This window comes from Xanthomonas albilineans, assembly GCF_009931595.1.
Lineage (GTDB): Bacteria > Pseudomonadota > Gammaproteobacteria > Xanthomonadales > Xanthomonadaceae > Xanthomonas_A > Xanthomonas_A albilineans.
The window spans coordinates 2284890-2301227 of the sequence record NZ_CP046570.1 but is presented as its reverse complement, the minus strand read 5'-3'; the positions used below and the strand labels follow the sequence as shown (position 1 = coordinate 2301227).

The window sequence follows — 16338 nt, the reverse complement described above, 5'->3', positions numbered from 1 at the left end:
TCAGCCGCCGCCACCGCATTTGCCCTCGCCGCATTTGCCTTCGGTCATGGCCTTGCCGTTGTGCTTGTTGGTGGCGTGGCTTGCTTTCTGTTTGCTGTCGGCGTGCGCACCGCACTTGCCTTCGGTCGCCTTGACGGTGTCCTTGGCGTGCGTGGCGGGTGGCGTTGGCGTAGCGGTTGGTGGTGTCGCCGTGTCTTCTGTTTGCGGTGGCGTGCTCGGTTGGGCAGCGAGTGCGTAGCCCTGGGGGAGATCGGTCATCGTCAGAGCAGAGGCGGACAGGCTCAGTCCGCCGAGCAGGGCCGCACCGGCGAGGGCAGGGAATGGGCGTGGTGATCGGGACATGCGCAGACTCCTGGCGAAGGGATGGGCGCCGGCGTCGCGTGCCGGTGCTGTGCCAAGCCTACTCGCTGCCGGGCGAGGTTGCATGCGGCGGCGTGTGCGCCACGAAAAACTCCGCTGCGAACGCAGCCAAAAGTGCCCACGGTCGTGGCTCCGGCGCATGCCGCAGCCGGGCGGATCCGTTCAGATACTGCTGGTGGAGCTGGTTTCGTCGCGTTTGTCGCGTCGCGGCAGCGGTTGGTCGCCATGCACCAGGAACCACACGTTCTCGGCGATGTTGGTGGCGTGGTCGCCGATCCGTTCCAGGTTCTTGGCCATGAACAGCAAATGGGTGCATGGGGTGATGTTGCGCGGATCCTCCATCATGTAGGTCAGTAGCTCGCGAAACAGCGCGGTGTACTGTGCGTCCAGTTGCGCATCGTCCTGACGCACATGCAGTGCCATGTCGGCGTCGTTGTTCTGGTAGGCGACCAACGCCGCCCTTACCTGTTGCGCGGCGAGTTTGCCGAGTTGACGCAGGCCCAGGGTCTGCGGCATCGGCGGGGACATGTTCAATGCGATCGAGCGCTTGGCGACATTGGCGGCGTAGTCGCCAATGCGTTCGATGTCGGAGGGAATGCGCAGGCCGGCGAGGATCTCGCGCAGGTCGCGCGCCATTGGTCCGCGCAGCGCCAGACGCATCACGTCGTGGCTGATGGATTGCTCCAGCGCGTCGATCGCCTCGTCGTTGACGACGATGCGTAGCGCGGCGTTGTCGTCGCGGCGTTCGACCACATCCAGTGCCGCTTCCAACTGCGCCACCGCGGTTTCGCCCATGCGCACGATTTCTGTGGTGAGGCGATGCTGTTCTTCGTTGTAGCTCTTCACGATGTGCTCGTTGGGCTGAGTATTCATGGCGTAGGTCCGTTTGATCCGGTGGTTTCGCCGCTGTCATTGCAGGCGTTGCGGGGCTGGCGTCGGTGGCGGTGCTGTCTGCGCGGAGGAGGTGTCGCGGCGAGAGGGCTGCCGTCGTCGGCACTCAGCCGAAGCGGCCGGTGATGTAGTCTTCGGTTTGCTGTTTGCTGGGTTGCGAGAAGATGGTTTCGGTACGGTCGTGTTCGATCAAGTCGCCCAGGTACATGAAGGCAGTGTAGTCGGACACGCGCGCAGCCTGCTGCATGTTGTGGGTGACGATGAGAATGGTGTAGTCGGTCTTGAGTTCTTCGACCAGCTGCTCGATGCGGCTGGTGGAGATCGGGTCCAACGCCGAGGTGGGTTCGTCGAGCAGCAGCACATCCGGGCGCAACGCCACCGCGCGGGCGATACACAGGCGCTGTTGCTGGCCGCCCGACAGGCCCAGTGCGCTCTGCCCGAGTTTGTCCTTGACCTCGTCCCACAGCGCGCCTTGGCGCAGTGCATGTTCCACCCGTTCGGCCATTTCCGCCTTGGACAGTGTTTCGTGGTGGCGAATGCCGTAGGCGACGTTCTCGAAAATGGTCATCGGGAACGGCACCGGCTTCTGGAACACCATGCCGACCTTGCCGCGCAGGCGGTTCATCGGATACTTCGGCGAGAGGATGTTCTCGCCGTCCAGCAGCACTTCGCCGCGCGCTTCTAGCTTCGGATACAACGCGTAGATGCGGTTGAAAACGCGTAGCAGGGTGGATTTACCGCAGCCCGATGGGCCGATCAACGCGGTGACGCGCTTCTCCGGCACCTGTAGGTTGATGCCCTTCAGCGCGTGGTACTTGTCGTAGTAGAAGTCCAGGCCGCGCGCGGCGATCTTGACCGGTGAGGGCGCCAGCGCGGTGTGCCCGGTGGGCATGGCGATGCGGTGCATCGGTGCGGCGTTGTGGTGATCGTTCATGGCCTGTTCCATAGGGGGATCAATCGTTGGAAATCTTTTTGCGCAGGAGCAGGGCGCGCGCGCCGAGGCTGACCAGCAACACGAACACGGTGAGTACCAGTGCGCCGGACCAAGCCAGCAACTGCCAGCTCGGATACGGACTGCCGGCGAAGGAGTTCATCACCACCGGGACGCTGGCCATCGGCTGCATGATGTTGTTGTTCCAGTACTGGTTGCCGAAAGCGGTGAACAGCAGTGGCGCGGTTTCGCCGCTGATCCGCGCCAGCGCCAACAGTATGCCGGTGACGATGCCGGCCGAGGCGCTTCGATACAGCACCTGCATGATGACCTTCCATTGCGGGATGCCCAGCGACAGCGCCGCTTCGCGCATCTGCGCCGGCACCAGCCGCAGCATTTCGTCTGTGGTGCGCACGACCACCGGCAGCACGATGAAAGCCAGCGACAGCGCGCCGGCCATCGCCGAGAAGCGGCCACCGGTTTGCATCACGTACAAGGTGTAGACGAACAGCCCGAGCACGATCGAGGGCGCCGACAGCAGGATGTCGTTGACGAAGCGCACCACCTGGCCGGTCTTGCGCGCATTGCCGTACTCGGCCAACCAGGTGCCGGCAGCCACACCGATCGGGGTGCCGATCAGCAGGGCCAGGGCGCACATCACCGCGCTACCGAAGAACGCGTTGGCCAAGCCGCCTGCTTCCTCGCCAGGCGGCGGGGTCATGCGGGTGAACAGATCGAAATTGATGCCCGAGATGCCCTTACCCACGAGCGTCCACAGGATCCATGCCAGGAATGCCAGCCCGAACAGTGCGGTCAGGCAGGACACCGTGACCGCCACCGCGTTGATCATGCGGCGGCGCTGGTACAGGCGGTGCGCGAGGTCGGCGGCCATTTCAGTTGCCCTCCCTGCGCGCTAGCTGCGCCAGCATCAGGCGGGCGATCGCCAGCACGATGAAGGTCACGATGAACAACACGAAGCCCAACAGCAGCAGCGCGGAGCGGTAGGTGTCGGTGGCTTCGCCGAAATCGTTGGCGATCAGTGCGGCGATCGTGGTGCCGGGTTCCAGCAGCGATGGCGATAGTCGCACCGTGTTGCCGACCACGAAGGCCACCGCCATTGTTTCGCCGAGCGCGCGTCCCAGGCCAAGGAAGATGCCACCGATCACCGCCGAACGGGTGTAGGGCAGCACGATATCCCAACTTACTTCCCAGCGGGTGGAGCCGAGCGCGTAGGCCGATTCCTTGAGCCGGGTCGGCACGGTCAGGAACACCTCGCGCATGACCGAAGAAATGAATGGGATCACCATGATCGCCAGGACGATACCGGCGGTGAGCAGACCGATGCCCAGTGGCGGTCCCTGGAAGATCGGCCCGATCAGCGGCAGTGTGCCGAGGTGATCGTTGAGCCAGGGCGTGACGTAGTCGGTCATCACCGGTACCAGCACGAACAGGCCCCACATGCCGTAGATGATCGAGGGGATGCCGGCCAGCAGTTCGATCGCGGTTCCGATCGGGCCGCGCAGCCAGCGTGGTGCCACTTCGGTGAGGAAGAAGGCGATGCCGAAACTCACCGGCACCGCGATCAGCATCGCGATCAGTGCGGTCACCAGGGTGCCGTAGATCGGCGCCAGCGCGCCGTACTTGTTCTCGACCGGATTCCACTCGCTGGAATAGAAGAAACTCAGCCCTTGTAGTTGCAGCGCCTGGCGGCCACCCCACAGCATCGACAGTGCTGCGCTTGCCAGGGCAACGAGGACGAATACGACGGTGGCGGTCAGGATCCAGCGGAACAATCGGTCTGCGCGGGCGTCACGCAGATCGCGTTTGCGGGGCACCGTCATTGTGTCGGGAATGGCAGGGGCGTTCATGGCTCGAAACTCGCCGGGACGCGCTTGCGCACGTCCCGATGGTGGCTGCGGCGGGGGGCGTCGCGCGCGGCGGGTGGCTGAGTCGGTTGCTGCGCTGATCGGAACAGGAAAGTCCAGATCACAATGTGCGCAGACGGCGTCGGGGGACTTGTAATATACAGACGTGGTTGGTTGGAGCGGGCGCCGCATCGAACGTGTCGTAGCGTGACCGCGCCGTATGGCAGTTCGGCGCCTATTTGAATTCCTCGTTCCAGTATGCTTCGATCTGTTGTACCAGTGCCGGAGGCAGCGGCACGTAGTGCAGTGACTCGGCTTGCGGCTGCCCCTTTTCGAACGCCCATTTGAAGAACTCCAGGGTCGCCTTGCTGCGCGCTGGGTCCTTGGCCTGCTTGGGTATCAGCATGAAATTGGTGCCGGTGATCGGCCACGCTTGCGCGGCGGTGGAGTTGGTGATGACCAGGTTGAAGTCCTTGGCGCTGGACCAGTCCGCCGCAGCTGCCGCTGCAGTGAAGCTCTCCGCATTGGGCTGCACCCAGTTGCCAGCGGCGTTCTGCAACGAAACATAGGGCATTTTGTTTTGTAGCGCGTAGGCCAGTTCAACGTAGCCGATCGCTCCCTTGATCTGTTGAACATACGAGGCCACTCCTTCGTTGCCTTTGCCACCAATGCCGCCTGGCCACTGCACCGAAGTGCCTTCGCCGACTTTGCTCTTCCACTCCTGGCTGATCTTGGACAGATAATTAGTAAAGTTGAAGCTGGTGCCCGAACCGTCGGAGCGGTGAATCAGGTTGATCTTGCCGTTGGGCAGGCGCACGCCGGGGTTCAGCGCGGTGATCGCCGGGGCATTCCATGTGGTGATCTTGCCGAGAAAAATGTCGGCCAGCAGCGCGCCGGTCAGTTTCAACTTGCCCGCTTCCATGCCCTCCAGATTGACCACCGGCACCACACCGCCGATCGCCGATGGGAATTGGCCGAGGCCAGCGGCGGCCAGTTCTGCGTTGGTCAGCGGCTTGTCCGAAGAACCGAAATCCACGGACCTAGCCTTGATCTGGGCGATACCGCCGCCAGAGCCGATCGACTGATAGTTGATCTTGTTGCCGGTGGCCGCGTTGTAGTCGGCCGACCATCTTGACAACAGTGGGTAGATGAAAGACGCGCCGGCGCCGGAGATTTCCGCGGCGTTCCTGGCACCAGCAGCTGGAGCGGCGGTGGGCGTGCCGCCAGCGCGATCGGCTGCACCTTGCGATGTGCCGCCATTGCCGGGCTGGCAGGCAGAAATGGCAAAGATCAGCGCCGAGGACAGGACGGCAACACGCGCCTGCTGCAGTTTCATCGACTCACTCCTTAGCGAAGAGCGCCGGTGCGTCCGGCAGACGCGCGCTATGAAATGATAATTTTGTTACAAAGTCGTGACTTGCACATTCGTTTGCGGGGTTGGGAGCTGGTTCTACCCGCGCGAAGCGGATGCCCACGCCCTGCCGCATGGAGGTTGAGCGAAGACGAAAACGCGGACCTTACGGCCCGCGTCGGTGGGTGTCGCAGGCGCCGTCGTATGTTGCGACGGCGCCTGCGGTGCGCCCGGTTACTTCAGGTTCTGCGCCCAATAGGCTTCGATCTGCTGGACAAGCGGCTCCGGTAGCGGCACGTAGTCCAACGCTTTGGCCTGCGCCTGGCCCTGCTCGAAGGACCACTTGAAGAACTCCAGGGCCGCCTTGGAAGAGGCTGGCTTCTTGGCTTTTTTGTACATGATCGCCCAAGTTGTGGCGGTGATCGGCCATGCGTCCTGACCCGGCGCGTTGGTCATGATCAGGTTGAAGTCCTTTGCGGACTTCCAGTCGGCGGTCGCGGCCGCAGCGGAGAAAGCCTTGTCATCCGGTATGACGAAACGGCCGGCGGCATTCTTCATGCCGGTGTAGCTGAGTTTGTTCTGCAGTGCATAGGCATACTCGACATAGCCGATGCCACCACGGATTTGCTTGACGTAAGCGGCCACGCCCTCGTTGCCCTTACCGCCGATGCCGGCTGGCCACTGCACCGCCGTGCCTTCGCCGACCTTGCTCTTCCACTCCGGGCTGACCTTGGACAAGTAGTTGGTGAAATTGAAGCTGGTGCCCGAACCGTCGGAGCGATGCACGATGGTGATCTTCATGTCCGGCAGGGCGAGGCCCGGATTGAGCGCGGCGATCGCCGGGTCGTTCCACTTGGCGATCTTGCCCAGGAAGATGTGGGCCAGCACGGTGCCGTCCAACTTCATCGCGCCAGGCGCCACGCCGGTCACGTTCACCACTGGGACGATGCCGCCGATCACGACTGGGAACTGACCCAGGCCGAACTTACTCAGCTCCGCAGCACTGAGCGGTTTGTCGGACGCGCCGAAATCCACCGTCGCGGCCTCGATCTGGGCGATACCGCCGCCGGAACCAATGGACTGATAATTGATGCGGTTGCCGCTTTTCTCGGCATAGGCCGCCGACCACTTCGACAGCACCGGATAGACGAAGCTGGAGCCTGCGCCAGTGACATCAGTGGCTTGCGCCGCCAGCGAAAACGAAACGACCGCGGCGGCTGCCAGCAGTCGGAGCTTGAGGGAACGCATCGGGAGAACTCCTGAGAAGGGTGAGATATCGGCACCCCTGCCGACATTCAGTGGAATTTCAAGGCTTTTTTATGAAAGCCTGAAGAAGGAAATGTTTCATCTTGGTGACAGGTCGGCATGGCGTTTAACTTTTTTTCGACATGGATTTGACTTAAAAGCGCAATGAATTTGACGGAATCTTTACAACTGGTCAGACTGTTGCTTGCCCCCGCCATATCACATCGTTGTCCAACCACCCATCTGGAGACATCCTCAAATGCGTTCTCATCTACTCGCTTCGGCGATCCTTGTCAGTCTAGGTCTGATGTCGGCACCGCAGGCGTTCGCTGCGGCCAAGACCAAGACCAAGACCAGCCCTCCCGCAGTGTCCGCAGCCCAGTTGCAGCAACTGCAGGCCCAGATCGAAGCACTGCAGACCCAGGTTCAGCAGTTACAGACGCAATCGCAAGCGTTGCAGGCGCAGTCCGATGCCCAATCGGAAGTGAATGTCACCCAGGCTCAGGCCACCGAGGCGGCGCAGGCCAGTGCCAGCAAGGTCGACAAGCTCGCCAAGTTGGTCGACAACACCAAGATCGGTGGGCGGATGTTCTTCGATCTGAGCGACGTCGACAGGACCAGCAGCGGTGCCAAGACCGCCGCCAGCGGTGTCGGTCTGGACGTCAAGCGGTTTTATCTGACTGTCGACCACTCCTTCAACGACATCTGGTCGGCCAACCTGACCACCGATTTCCAGTACAGCTCGGCGATCTCCAGCACCGAACTGTTTGTCAAGAAGGCGTATGTGCAGGGCAAGTTCGACGACGCTTTCGGTCTGCGTATCGGTGCGGCCGATATGCCGTGGCTGCCGTTGATCGATAAGTACTACGGCTACCGTTACGTCGAAAACACCTTGAACGACCGGATGAAGACTGCCAACTCCTCCGACTGGGGTCTGCACGCCTTCGGTGACCTCGGCACGCAGGTCAACTATGCGTTCTCGGTGGTCAACGGTGCTGGCTACAAGACCCTTGCGCGCAGCAAGGGGATGGACGTGGAAGGCCGCGTCGCCTATACGCCGATTCCGAACCTGGCCATTGCGCTGGGTGCCTACTCGGGCAAGTTGGGTAAGGAAACCGATATCCTCGAGGCTCACCACACTTACAACCGTGCCAACGCGTTGGTGGCCTACGCGGATTCGAGATTCCGCCTGGGTGGCGAATATTTCGTGGCCAAGAATCTCAATAATGTGTTGACCGTTGCCACCGACAAGATCTCGGGCTGGTCGACGTGGGGCAGCATCGCGTTGGGCGACAACGGCATCAGCTTGTTCGGGCGTTACGACAGGGTCGATCTGAGCAAGACCTTGGACCCTTCGCTCTACGACAAGTACTGGAACGTCGGCGTCGAGTTCCCGGTGCTGAAGAACCTGAAGCTGGCGACGGTCTACAAGTACACGCGCCAGCAAGATATCAGCAAGATCGATGTGAAGACCAAGGAATTCGGCATCTGGGGCGACATGTCGTTCTGATTCGCCGATCACCGATGTTTGTCCGTTCGACCGGAAGGCGGCGCATTTGCGCCGCCTTCTTCGTTTGTGGATGCGGGCGCGCTACGTCATCGTGCTACGGGATCGTTTCAGCGCTCGGCTGCCGGTGTCTTGTCCTTGAACCGACACAGGTCGCGGATCACGCATTGCGGACAGTCCGGTTTGCGCGCCTTGCACACATAGCGGCCATGCAGGATCAGCCAATGGTGGGCGTCATAGAGGAATTGCGCCGGCACCCGCTTGAGCAGGGCATCCTCGACCGCACGCACATCCTTGCCCGGCGCAAGCCCAGTGCGGTTGGCAACGCGGAAAATATGCGTGTCCACGGCCATGGTCGGCTCGCCGAAGGTGGTATTGAGCACCACGTTGGCGGTCTTGCGGCCGACCCCGGGCAGGGCTTCCAGCGCATCGCGTTCGCGCGGCACCTGCTCCCCGTATTGCTCGACCAGGATGCGGCAGGTGGCGATGACATTCTTGGCCTTGGCGTTGAACAGACCGATGGTGGAGATGTAGCGCTTCAGTCCTTCCTCGCCCAGCGCCAGGATCGTGGCCGGCGTGTTCGCGACCGGGTACAACCGGCGGGTAGCCTTGTTGACGCCGACATCGGTGGCCTGCGCCGACAGAATCACCGCGATCAGTAATTCGAACGGGGTGCTGTACTGCAATTCCGTGGTCGGCGTTGGATTGAGCGCGGCCAGGCGCGAGAACATCTCGTGGATTTCCTCCTTGCGCAGCGTGCGTCCGCCTCGCGCGCTGCGGGTGCTCGTACTCGCACTCATGACGGGCTCCGTGTGGCTTTGGCTTTTGCGCGGGCCAGGATCGCCGCTGCGGCTGCGGGAAGTGGTGGGGTGGCCGTGGCGGCGCTTGCCGGTGCGACACGGCGGGCCTGGCGTGCTTGCGCGCGCAGTGCCAAGCGCGCGGTACGCGCACGGTAGCGCGCGCGTGCGGCCCAGGCGATGCGCAACCGCTGCTGTGCATCCAACAACTGCGCGCGTAACTGTGGGTGCGCAGGATCCAGGGCGTCGTGGTCGGGATCGTCGCCGACATAGTCCATCAGACCACCCTCGATTGCGGCATCGAGGTTGTCGTCGAGAATCCAGCGCAGCAGCTGTAGTGGCGGGGCGGTAGCGGTAGAAGGGGCGCAGGCGTGTGGCATCGGGCAGGGGTGCTCAACGGTTTTGAAACTGCGGCGCGCGTCGTTCCAGGAACGCCTGGGTGCCTTCGCGCATGTCCGCGCTGGAAAACAGCAGGCCGAATTGCGCGGTCTCATACTCCAGTCCTTGCTCGATCGCGGTTTCGCCGCCGACCTGGATCGCATCGAGAATGCCGCGCAAGGCCAGGGGTGCTGCGTTGGCCAGTTGTTGCGCCATTTGCAAGGTCGTCTGGCGCAGCTCGGCGGCGGCCACCACGCGGTTGACCAGGCCCAGTTGCAGGGCGCGTGCCGCGTCGATCGGCGCACCGAGTAGGCACAGTTCCAACGCCGCGGCGCGACCGGCCAGCCGCAGCAGGCGCTGGGTGCCGCCGAATCCGGGGATGAGCCCGAGGTTGATTTCCGGTTGGCCTAGCCGGGCGCTGTCGGCGGCCAACCGCAGATGGCAGGCCATCGCCAGTTCCAGCCCACCGCCGAGCGCAAAGCCGTTGACCATCGCCAGTACTGGCTTGGACAGGCGTTCGATGCGGCGCATGAGGCGTTGGCCCAGTTGCGAGAAATCGCGGCCCTGCATCGGTGTCAATACGTTCATTTCGGCGATGTCTGCACCGGCCACGAAGGCTTTTTCGCCAGCCCCTGTCAGCACCACCACGCGGATCTGCGGGTCGTCCTCTGCTGTGGCGAAGGCTGTATCCAGCGCGAGTAATATCTGCCGATTCAATGCGTTGAGCTTGTCGGCCCGGTTGACGGTGAGGATGCGGATCGCCCCCTGGGTATCGGCGAGGACTGGTGTGCCTGACATTCTCATTCCTGGTTGTAAAGAAATTGTTAGAGGGAACTCCGCGCCGTCTGCTTCTGTCTGATACAGCGTCGCCGGTGGCGGTTATGCGCCGCGGCAGCTATCCTAACGCGTCATCTCAGGCGGCATTGGCCGTCCTGTGCCACCACCCTGGAGAATTGTTTGATGAAGTTGCGTTCTATTGCGGTCGCTGTCGCGGCCCTGGCCCTGAGCGGCAATGCGTTCGCCCAGGACACCTCGTCCGAAAAGGGCAAGCTGAGCTATTACTTCGGTTACGACTACGGCAACAATCTTGCCGAACTGTCCGGCCGTGGCGAGCAGCTGGATATCAATGCGGTGGTGAAGGGCTTGCAGGATGCCTACGCCAAGAAGCAACCGGCGGTCACCGCCGATCAGTTGAAGCCGGCCGTCGAAGCGTTCCAGGGTCGCGAGAAGGCCCGTGCCGAGCAGGCCAAGCGCGACTATGAGAAGGCCGCCGCCGAGAACAAGGCCAAGAGCGAAAAGTTCATGGCCGAGAACAAGGCCAAGACGGGTGTGCAATCGCTGCCGAGCGGCGTGCAGTACCGCGTGATCGAAGCCGGCAAGGGGGCCAAGCCGACCCAGGCCAGCACCGTGCAGCTGGAAGTGTCTGGTCCGTATCCATTCGGTCAGCGTCCGCCGCAGGCGCGTCCGCCGCAGCAGATTCCGGCGATCAAGGTCAGCGAAGTCGAGATGCAGGCCATGCGCGAGACGCTGCTGCAGATGCCGGTTGGTTCCAAGTGGGAAGTGACCTTGCCGCCGGATAAGGCCTACGGTGCCGATCCGCGTACCCCGTTCCCGCCGAACGTGGCCGTGCAGTTCGAAATCAAGCTGGTCAGCGTCAAGTAAGCGCGACGCTTCAGTGTAAGATGATTGCGCCGGCAGTGATGCCGGCGCAATTTTTTTGTCGGGCAAACGGCGGCGGCGTGGTGAATCGCGCTAGGCTGTAAGGTGTCCAATCCGATGGATCCTGTCTCCCATGCCGTGCTCACGCCGTGTATCGGTCTGTGTTGCCTCGATGCAGGCGGTTATTGCGTGGGCTGCCTGCGCAGCGGCGAGGAGATCGCGCGCTGGCGCGACATGAGCGACGCCGAACGCCGCCGTTACATGTTCGATGTATTGCCTGCACGCGGTTGGTCCCCGTCGCCGGCGCAGCGTCTGGCCGAATGCGCCCAACTGCAGTGCGCGCTGCATCCGCTGCAACGTCCACCGCTCGGGCCGGGTTGGAATCAGCATGAGTTGCAGAATCTGCTGCCCGCCGAGTCGTCGGTGGAGGCTGCGGTGCTGGTCGGGCTGGTGCCGCGCGCCGATGGCACCCGGGTGCTACTCACCCGGCGCACCGACAGTCTGCGCCACCACGGTGGACAGGTCAGTTTTCCCGGTGGTCGTATCGACCCCGGCGACGCCGATGCGGTGGCGGCGGCAATCCGTGAAAGTCATGAGGAGATCGCACTGGCGGCCAGTCAGGTCGAACCGTTGGGTTATCTGGATCCGTTCCTCACCATCAGCGGTTTCCGGGTGATGCCGGTCGTCGCGGCGATCGACCCGGCGTTCGTGCCGCAGCCGCATCCGGACGAGGTGGCGGAGGTGTTCGAAGTGCCGCTGGTTTACCTGATGGCGCCGGAAAACCTACGCGGCATCGAGATCGATGACCGTGGGCAGTCGAGAGTTGTGCTGGAATATGTTTGGCCCGAGCAGCGGATTTGGGGCGCGACGGCGGCGATCCTGCTCAATTTGCGTCGACGACTGGAGCAAACTGCATGAATTCACCGTTGCCCGAATGGCAGCACCTGGTGGCCGCGCCGGCGTTGGCCGCCGCGCTCGATCACCCCGACCTGCGCATCGTCGATGCGCGTTTTGCGCCGGCGGCGTTGCTCGATCCGAGTGCCGCGGACGTGATGCGCCAGGCTTATGCGCAAGCGCATCTGCCCGGCGCGGTTTACGCCGATCTCAATACCGATCTTTCCGATCTACGCCGCCCCGGCCTGGGCCGGCATCCGCTGCCGGAGGATGCGGTGTTCGCGCGCACCTTGGGGCGGTGGGGCATTGCACCGCACACTCAGGTGGTGGTCTACGACGCGGCCGACGGCAGCATGGCGGCCGCGCGGCTGTGGTGGATGCTGGGTCTGCTGGGTCACCGTCGCGTTGCCGTGCTCGATGGCGGACTCGCCGAATGGCGCCGGCTGGGCTTGCCGGAGACGGATGCGGTTGTATCGCCGTCGCCGCTCGCGCCGTATCCGCAGCGTTTCGATGTCAGCCGTATCGTCGCGGCCGATGAGGTGCTTGCGCGGCTGCATGAAGCCCCGGGCTGGTTGCTGGATGCGCGCGCCGGCGAGCGCTTTCGTGGCGAGGTCGAGCCGATCGATGGCGTGGCCGGGCACGTCCCTGGTGCGGTCAATCGACCGCTCGGCGAGAATCTGCGCGATGGGCGCCTGCGTGCGGCGCACGAATTGCGTGCGGAACTCGAGCCGCTGTTGTGCGGGCGCGATCCGCGTGAGGTGGTGGTGATGTGCGGTTCCGGCGTGACCGCCTGCCATCTGCTATTGGCGTTGGAACATGCTGGTTTGCAAGGTGCGCGGGTGTATGCCGGTTCCTGGAGCGGCTGGATTGCCGATCCGGCACGGCCGTGCGCCAGCCGATAGCACGGGTGGCGACGAGGCGCTAGCGCGGTTGCGGTCAACAGGACAAGGGAGAAGGCGAGAGTGGGACGAAACAATGCGTTGGCGTGAAGCATATGCGCTAGTCATGATGTCGGCGCTGGTGGCCTGCGGTGGAGGAGCGGACATGTCCGGTGCAATCGGTGCTGACGCCTCGCCTCACGCGCAGGCGGTCGCGGATTACCGGGCGTTGGTGCAGCAACGTCGAACGCAACGTGTGGCGTTGTTGCGTGCGTCCTCCGGCTGGCTCAGTTATATCGGCTCCGGTCGCCTGAGCGATGGCGTACACCGTGTTGGCAATGCGGCCGACAACGATGTGCAGTTGCCGGGCGGTCCGGCGCATCTTGGCATGCTGAGGGTGGACCCGCAGGACGGGGTGTATTTCGAGGCGGAGGATGGTGTGGCGGTTCGTGTGGGGGGGCGCCCGTTCGTTGCCGGACGTCTGAACACCGATGCGGCGCACGATACGGAAACCCGCCTTGACCTGGGGGGCCAGGAATTCTATGTGGTACGTACCGGCAATCTGTTCGGTTGGCGTTTCCGCGATCCGCATGCCGCCGCGCGCTACGCGTTTCCGGGTATCGATTACTTCCCGATCGATGTGCATTGGCGCGTGGTCGCTGAATGGCATCCGCAGCCGACGCCGCGTGCGGTCGTGTTGCTCACCTCGATTGGAACTCCGGAGCCGTTGGTCTTGGCCGGTAGCGCCGAGTTCGTGTTGCAGGGGCATCGTTATCGCTTGCAGGCTTTGCGCGATGAGAGCGATAAACGTCTGTTCTTTCCATTCTCCGATCGCACCAGCGGCCGCGAGAGCTACGGCGGGGCGCGCTATCTATTCGTCGAATTGCCGCAGGGTCGTCACATCGTGTTGGATTTCAATCTGGCGCAAAATCCGCCTTGCGCGTTCACGCCGCATTTGGTGTGTCCCCTGGCGCCGTTCGGAAATCTTATGGATCTGGCGGTGACCGCTGGCGAGAAGAACTATATGGGCCCACGTTGATACACGCTGGTGGCCGAGCGTTGTCTCGGAGCGGCTGGCCGCGCATCGTCATTCGAGCGTGCAGGCCGCGCTTGCCGGTCATTGCACAGACGGTGCATACGGTGTCAATGCCACCGCCGCCAGAACTTGCGTCCACGGGAAGAGCGGCCCGGGATCGCGCTTGCGTCGAACCTGCAAACGCGGGTCGTCGCTGGCTGGTTCCAGGCTCAGGTCCAGCGTTTCGTGTCCGGCGATGCGGCGCAACTGCGGCAGCTCCGCTTGCAGTTGCCGCATAAGTGCGATCAGCGCCTGGATCTGCGCCAATGGATAGGGGTCTTCCATCGCCTGGTGGCGCGAGTCCAGCCAGTGCGGGTAGCGTCCGCGGTTGACCAGTTCGATGCCAAGCGATTGCCGGTTGTAGCCGCGCACGTGATGGGCGACGCGTTGTAGCGGCACGTAGCGATACACGCTGCCGTCGCGGTCGATGTAGAAATGGCCGCTATTGCCGGTGCCCGAGGGATACAGCACGCGTTCGCCGTAGGCCCGCGCGCTGGCCAGGTCCGGCAGTTCGGTGCAGTGGATCACCGCCAGTTCGATGGCGTCCAGCGCACGCGCTTCCAGTCGCTCGACATAGGGCAGGGGTGTATCGTGGATGGACGGTGGTGGGATTTGCGGCATGCGCGGATGCTAGCATTCGCCGATGAGTCTGAATTCCGAAAGCCCGCTGGCGGCCCTGTTGTCCACCTTCCCGCATGCCGGACGCGTGGAGTGGATTGGCTTGCGTCCGGCGCGTGACGTGCCGATGCGCGCGGTGAACGAGGTCGTTGCACAAGCGGCGGCCGGCCTGTCCGGCGACCGCTATGCCGGGCGCAACGGCAAGCGTGGCGTGACCCTCATCCAGGCCGAACATCTGCCGGTGATCGCTGCGCTGGCCGGGCAGGCCGAGGTTGCGCCAGCGACGCTGCGGCGCAATCTGGTGGTCTCCGGCATTGCGTTGATTGCACTGAAAGGATGCCGTTTCCGCATCGGCGAGGTCGAACTGGAAGGCATCGCGCCATGCGATCCGTGCTCGCGCATGGAGCAGGCATTGGGCGCGGGCGGCTACAACGCGATGCGCGGTCATGGCGGCCTGTGTGCGCGGATCGTCCATGGCGGCACCTTGCGCGTGGGCGATGCGGTGGTGGCGCTGTGAGTCGCGGTCACTGCATCGTGTCGCATGGTTTCGAGAGTGGGCCCCAGGCGGCCAAGGCGAGTGCGCTGGTCGAGGTCGCACAGCGCATGGGCTGGAGCCACGAGCGCCCGGATTACACCGATCTGGATGCGCGCCGCGAGGTCAGCCAACTCGGCGATGTGCCGGCGCGGCTGCGGCGTCTGCTCGAGCGGGCCCAGCATGCGGCGCAGCGCGGGCCGTTGGTGCTGGCTGGTTCAAGCCTCGGCGCTTATATCGCCGCGCAGGTGTCGTTGCAGGTGCCGGTGCGTGCGCTGTTCCTGATGGTGCCGCCGACGCGGATGGGGCCGTTGCCGCCGCTGGATGCGGCAGCGGTGCCGATCTCGATCGTGCATGCCTGGCGCGATGAATTGATTCCCGCCGCCGAGGTCATCGGCTGGGCAAAAGCACGCGCGGCCCGGCTGCTACTGGTCGACGACACGCATCGTTTGAACGATCACGTTGATACTGCGGCGCAGGCATTCGCCGAATTGCTGGCGGGTCTGTGAGCGATACGCCAGAGCTGTTGCTGCGAGCCGAGCGCGCGGCCGATACGGCGGCAATCGAGGCGCTGACCCTGGTCGCGTTCTTTCGTGTCGCGCACAGCCGCCACGATGAGCAGCGGGTCATCGAACGCCTGCGTGCGGACGCCGCGCTGACCGTATCGTTGGTGATCGAACACGAGGGCTACATCGTCGGCCACATCGCGGCGTCCCCGGTGACTCTGTCCGATAGTAGTCGCGGTTGGTACGCGCTAGGGCCGCTGTCGGTGGGGCCGGGGCATCAGCGACAGGGCTTGGGTACGCGACTGGTGCGCGAGGCGCTGGCACAGTTGCAGGCCCTGGGCGCGGCTGGTTGCGTGGTGCTGGGCGAACCAGCGTTCTACGCGCGCTTCGGTTTCCGTCAGGAGCCGGGGTTGATCCTGCCGGGCGTGCCAGTGGAGGGCTTCCAGGCGCTGTGCTTCGGCGACCGTCTGTTGCCGGTGGCCGAGGTGGCGTATCACCCGGCGTTTGCAGTCGATGTCTGAGCATTGCGTGGGCGCGTAGTCTCGTTCTGAACGATGCAAGAGAGGATTGGCCGCTGCATGCTGTCGATGCCGCAGCGGCTGCACTTTAGATTGGCTAACAAAAGGACTGCGTTGCCGCCGGACAGGCCGGGCAGTGTTCGGAATCCTCATGCGCCCCCCTGTACACTTCGGTTCCTGCGCGCTGTCCGCCTCCACCCGACAGCGACTGGCGAGGTTTCGTTAGCCACTCTTAAGGCGAACTTCAGCGCATGCTGACATCTGCTCCAGGGAGTGCGGTGCTTTTCGATCGGGCTGGTAATACGCGGCGCGATGGCCGACCATTGCCGCCTC

At 63.6% G+C, this 16338-nt stretch carries 19 protein-coding genes and 1 other RNA gene; 9 read left to right on the top strand and 11 right to left on the bottom strand.

All coding sequences use genetic code 11. The annotated features are described in order from the left end of the window. The 7 genes from XaFJ1_RS09625 to pstS (XaFJ1_RS09595) all read right to left on the bottom strand — a co-directional run bounded on the left by XaFJ1_RS09625 (position 1) and on the right by pstS (XaFJ1_RS09595) (position 6646). Positions 1-342 carry an HvfA family oxazolone/thioamide-modified RiPP metallophore gene (locus XaFJ1_RS09625; RefSeq protein ID WP_012916481.1) on the bottom strand — a complete coding sequence of 114 codons (342 nt, stop codon included), beginning with the start codon at positions 340-342 and terminating at the stop codon, positions 1-3. A gap of 180 nt (positions 343-522) precedes the next feature. Beyond that, positions 523-1233, bottom strand: a complete 711-nt coding sequence (phoU, locus tag XaFJ1_RS09620) for a phosphate signaling complex protein PhoU (protein WP_012916480.1) — start codon at positions 1231-1233, stop codon at positions 523-525. Between the two features lie 124 nt (positions 1234-1357). Further along, positions 1358-2185, bottom strand: a complete 828-nt coding sequence (gene pstB, locus XaFJ1_RS09615) for a phosphate ABC transporter ATP-binding protein PstB (RefSeq protein WP_045757323.1) — start codon at positions 2183-2185, stop codon at positions 1358-1360. Positions 2186-2204: 19 nt separating this feature from the next. Further along, complete coding sequence (gene pstA, locus XaFJ1_RS09610) at positions 2205-3074, bottom strand: phosphate ABC transporter permease PstA (RefSeq protein WP_012916478.1); 870 nt, start codon at positions 3072-3074, stop codon at positions 2205-2207. Between the two features lies 1 nt (position 3075). Next, entirely contained in the window at positions 3076-4050 is a 975-nt protein-coding gene (gene pstC, locus XaFJ1_RS09605; protein WP_012916477.1) for a phosphate ABC transporter permease subunit PstC, read from the bottom strand. Positions 4051-4282: 232 nt separating this feature from the next. Then, entirely contained in the window at positions 4283-5383 is a 1101-nt protein-coding gene (pstS, locus tag XaFJ1_RS09600; RefSeq protein WP_012916476.1) for a phosphate ABC transporter substrate-binding protein PstS, read from the bottom strand. Positions 5384-5632: 249 nt separating this feature from the next. Further along, positions 5633-6646 (bottom strand): phosphate ABC transporter substrate-binding protein PstS, encoded by a 1014-nt coding sequence (gene pstS, locus XaFJ1_RS09595; RefSeq protein WP_012916475.1) that lies wholly within the window; start codon positions 6644-6646, stop codon positions 5633-5635. A gap of 256 nt (positions 6647-6902) precedes the next feature. Here pstS (XaFJ1_RS09595) and XaFJ1_RS09590 point away from each other — a divergent pair, with 256 nt between their 5' ends. Then, positions 6903-8153, top strand: a complete 1251-nt coding sequence (locus XaFJ1_RS09590; RefSeq protein WP_045756919.1) for a porin — start codon at positions 6903-6905, stop codon at positions 8151-8153. 107 nt (positions 8154-8260) lie between these two features. On the opposite strand, the gene nth is transcribed toward XaFJ1_RS09590, so the two are convergent. Genes nth through XaFJ1_RS09575 form a run of 3 tightly spaced genes read right to left on the bottom strand, consistent with a single transcriptional unit; the run spans position 8261 to position 10123 of the window. Then, positions 8261-8950 carry an endonuclease III gene (nth, locus tag XaFJ1_RS09585; protein ID WP_012916473.1) on the bottom strand — a complete coding sequence of 230 codons (690 nt, stop codon included), beginning with the start codon at positions 8948-8950 and terminating at the stop codon, positions 8261-8263. Then, a complete protein-coding gene (locus tag XaFJ1_RS09580; RefSeq protein WP_012916472.1) occupies positions 8947-9327 on the bottom strand; it encodes a hypothetical protein in 381 nt (126 codons plus the stop codon). Before XaFJ1_RS09580 ends, nth begins: the two co-directional genes overlap by 4 nt. Positions 9328-9340: 13 nt before the next feature. Next, positions 9341-10123 carry an enoyl-CoA hydratase-related protein gene (locus XaFJ1_RS09575; RefSeq protein WP_012916471.1) on the bottom strand — a complete coding sequence of 261 codons (783 nt, stop codon included), beginning with the start codon at positions 10121-10123 and terminating at the stop codon, positions 9341-9343. 162 nt (positions 10124-10285) lie between these two features. Between XaFJ1_RS09575 and XaFJ1_RS09570 the strand changes: the two genes are divergently transcribed. From XaFJ1_RS09570 to XaFJ1_RS09555, 4 genes are all read left to right on the top strand, one after another. Beyond that, positions 10286-10987, top strand: coding sequence for an FKBP-type peptidyl-prolyl cis-trans isomerase N-terminal domain-containing protein (locus XaFJ1_RS09570; protein ID WP_012916470.1), 702 nt, complete (start codon positions 10286-10288; stop codon positions 10985-10987). Between the two features lie 114 nt (positions 10988-11101). Next, a complete protein-coding gene (locus XaFJ1_RS09565) occupies positions 11102-11902 on the top strand; it encodes a CoA pyrophosphatase (RefSeq protein WP_012916469.1) in 801 nt (266 codons plus the stop codon). Then, complete coding sequence (locus XaFJ1_RS09560; protein WP_012916468.1) at positions 11899-12780, top strand: sulfurtransferase; 882 nt, start codon at positions 11899-11901, stop codon at positions 12778-12780. The genes XaFJ1_RS09565 and XaFJ1_RS09560 overlap by 4 nt, the downstream gene beginning before the upstream one ends. A gap of 103 nt (positions 12781-12883) precedes the next feature. Next, positions 12884-13795, top strand: coding sequence for a DUF1684 domain-containing protein (locus XaFJ1_RS09555; RefSeq protein WP_155393741.1), 912 nt, complete (start codon positions 12884-12886; stop codon positions 13793-13795). A 78-nt stretch (positions 13796-13873) separates the two neighbouring features. On the opposite strand, the gene XaFJ1_RS09550 is transcribed toward XaFJ1_RS09555, so the two are convergent. Further along, positions 13874-14452: an N-acetylmuramoyl-L-alanine amidase gene (locus XaFJ1_RS09550; RefSeq protein ID WP_012916466.1), complete on the bottom strand. Its 579-nt coding sequence runs from the start codon at positions 14450-14452 to the stop codon at positions 13874-13876. Between the two features lie 22 nt (positions 14453-14474). Between XaFJ1_RS09550 and XaFJ1_RS16190 the strand changes: the two genes are divergently transcribed. The 4 genes from XaFJ1_RS16190 to XaFJ1_RS09530 all read left to right on the top strand — a co-directional run bounded on the left by XaFJ1_RS16190 (position 14475) and on the right by XaFJ1_RS09530 (position 16233). Then, positions 14475-14966, top strand: a complete 492-nt coding sequence (locus XaFJ1_RS16190; protein WP_012916465.1) for an MOSC domain-containing protein — start codon at positions 14475-14477, stop codon at positions 14964-14966. Further along, positions 14963-15490: a YqiA/YcfP family alpha/beta fold hydrolase gene (locus XaFJ1_RS09540; protein ID WP_012916464.1), complete on the top strand. Its 528-nt coding sequence runs from the start codon at positions 14963-14965 to the stop codon at positions 15488-15490. The genes XaFJ1_RS16190 and XaFJ1_RS09540 overlap by 4 nt, the downstream gene beginning before the upstream one ends. Continuing rightward, positions 15487-16008 carry a GNAT family N-acetyltransferase gene (locus tag XaFJ1_RS09535; protein ID WP_012916463.1) on the top strand — a complete coding sequence of 174 codons (522 nt, stop codon included), beginning with the start codon at positions 15487-15489 and terminating at the stop codon, positions 16006-16008. Before XaFJ1_RS09540 ends, XaFJ1_RS09535 begins: the two co-directional genes overlap by 4 nt. A 148-nt stretch (positions 16009-16156) precedes the next feature. After that, positions 16157-16233, top strand: a non-coding RNA gene (locus tag XaFJ1_RS09530) — sX9 sRNA. Positions 16234-16338 lie beyond the last annotated feature (105 nt).

What these genes read in the sequence shown, in the direction of transcription:
- XaFJ1_RS09625 (WP_012916481.1), bottom strand. Translation starts at nt 342, where the DNA reads ATGTCCCGATCACCACGCCCATTCCCTGCCCTCGCCGGTGCGGCCCTG.
- phoU (WP_012916480.1), bottom strand. Translation starts at nt 1,233, where the DNA reads ATGAATACTCAGCCCAACGAGCACATCGTGAAGAGCTACAACGAAGAA.
- pstB (WP_045757323.1), bottom strand. Translation starts at nt 2,185, where the DNA reads ATGAACGATCACCACAACGCCGCACCGATGCACCGCATCGCCATGCCC.
- pstA (WP_012916478.1), bottom strand. Translation starts at nt 3,074, where the DNA reads ATGGCCGCCGACCTCGCGCACCGCCTGTACCAGCGCCGCCGCATGATC.
- pstC (WP_012916477.1), bottom strand. Translation starts at nt 4,050, where the DNA reads ATGAACGCCCCTGCCATTCCCGACACAATGACGGTGCCCCGCAAACGC.
- pstS (WP_012916476.1), bottom strand. Translation starts at nt 5,383, where the DNA reads ATGAAACTGCAGCAGGCGCGTGTTGCCGTCCTGTCCTCGGCGCTGATC.
- pstS (WP_012916475.1), bottom strand. Translation starts at nt 6,646, where the DNA reads ATGCGTTCCCTCAAGCTCCGACTGCTGGCAGCCGCCGCGGTCGTTTCG.
- XaFJ1_RS09590 (WP_045756919.1), top strand. Translation starts at nt 6,903, where the DNA reads ATGCGTTCTCATCTACTCGCTTCGGCGATCCTTGTCAGTCTAGGTCTG.
- nth (WP_012916473.1), bottom strand. Translation starts at nt 8,950, where the DNA reads ATGAGTGCGAGTACGAGCACCCGCAGCGCGCGAGGCGGACGCACGCTG.
- XaFJ1_RS09580 (WP_012916472.1), bottom strand. Translation starts at nt 9,327, where the DNA reads ATGCCACACGCCTGCGCCCCTTCTACCGCTACCGCCCCGCCACTACAG.
- XaFJ1_RS09575 (WP_012916471.1), bottom strand. Translation starts at nt 10,123, where the DNA reads ATGTCAGGCACACCAGTCCTCGCCGATACCCAGGGGGCGATCCGCATC.
- XaFJ1_RS09570 (WP_012916470.1), top strand. Translation starts at nt 10,286, where the DNA reads ATGAAGTTGCGTTCTATTGCGGTCGCTGTCGCGGCCCTGGCCCTGAGC.
- XaFJ1_RS09565 (WP_012916469.1), top strand. Translation starts at nt 11,102, where the DNA reads ATGGATCCTGTCTCCCATGCCGTGCTCACGCCGTGTATCGGTCTGTGT.
- XaFJ1_RS09560 (WP_012916468.1), top strand. Translation starts at nt 11,899, where the DNA reads ATGAATTCACCGTTGCCCGAATGGCAGCACCTGGTGGCCGCGCCGGCG.
- XaFJ1_RS09555 (WP_155393741.1), top strand. Translation starts at nt 12,884, where the DNA reads ATGATGTCGGCGCTGGTGGCCTGCGGTGGAGGAGCGGACATGTCCGGT.
- XaFJ1_RS09550 (WP_012916466.1), bottom strand. Translation starts at nt 14,452, where the DNA reads ATGCCGCAAATCCCACCACCGTCCATCCACGATACACCCCTGCCCTAT.
- XaFJ1_RS16190 (WP_012916465.1), top strand. Translation starts at nt 14,475, where the DNA reads ATGAGTCTGAATTCCGAAAGCCCGCTGGCGGCCCTGTTGTCCACCTTC.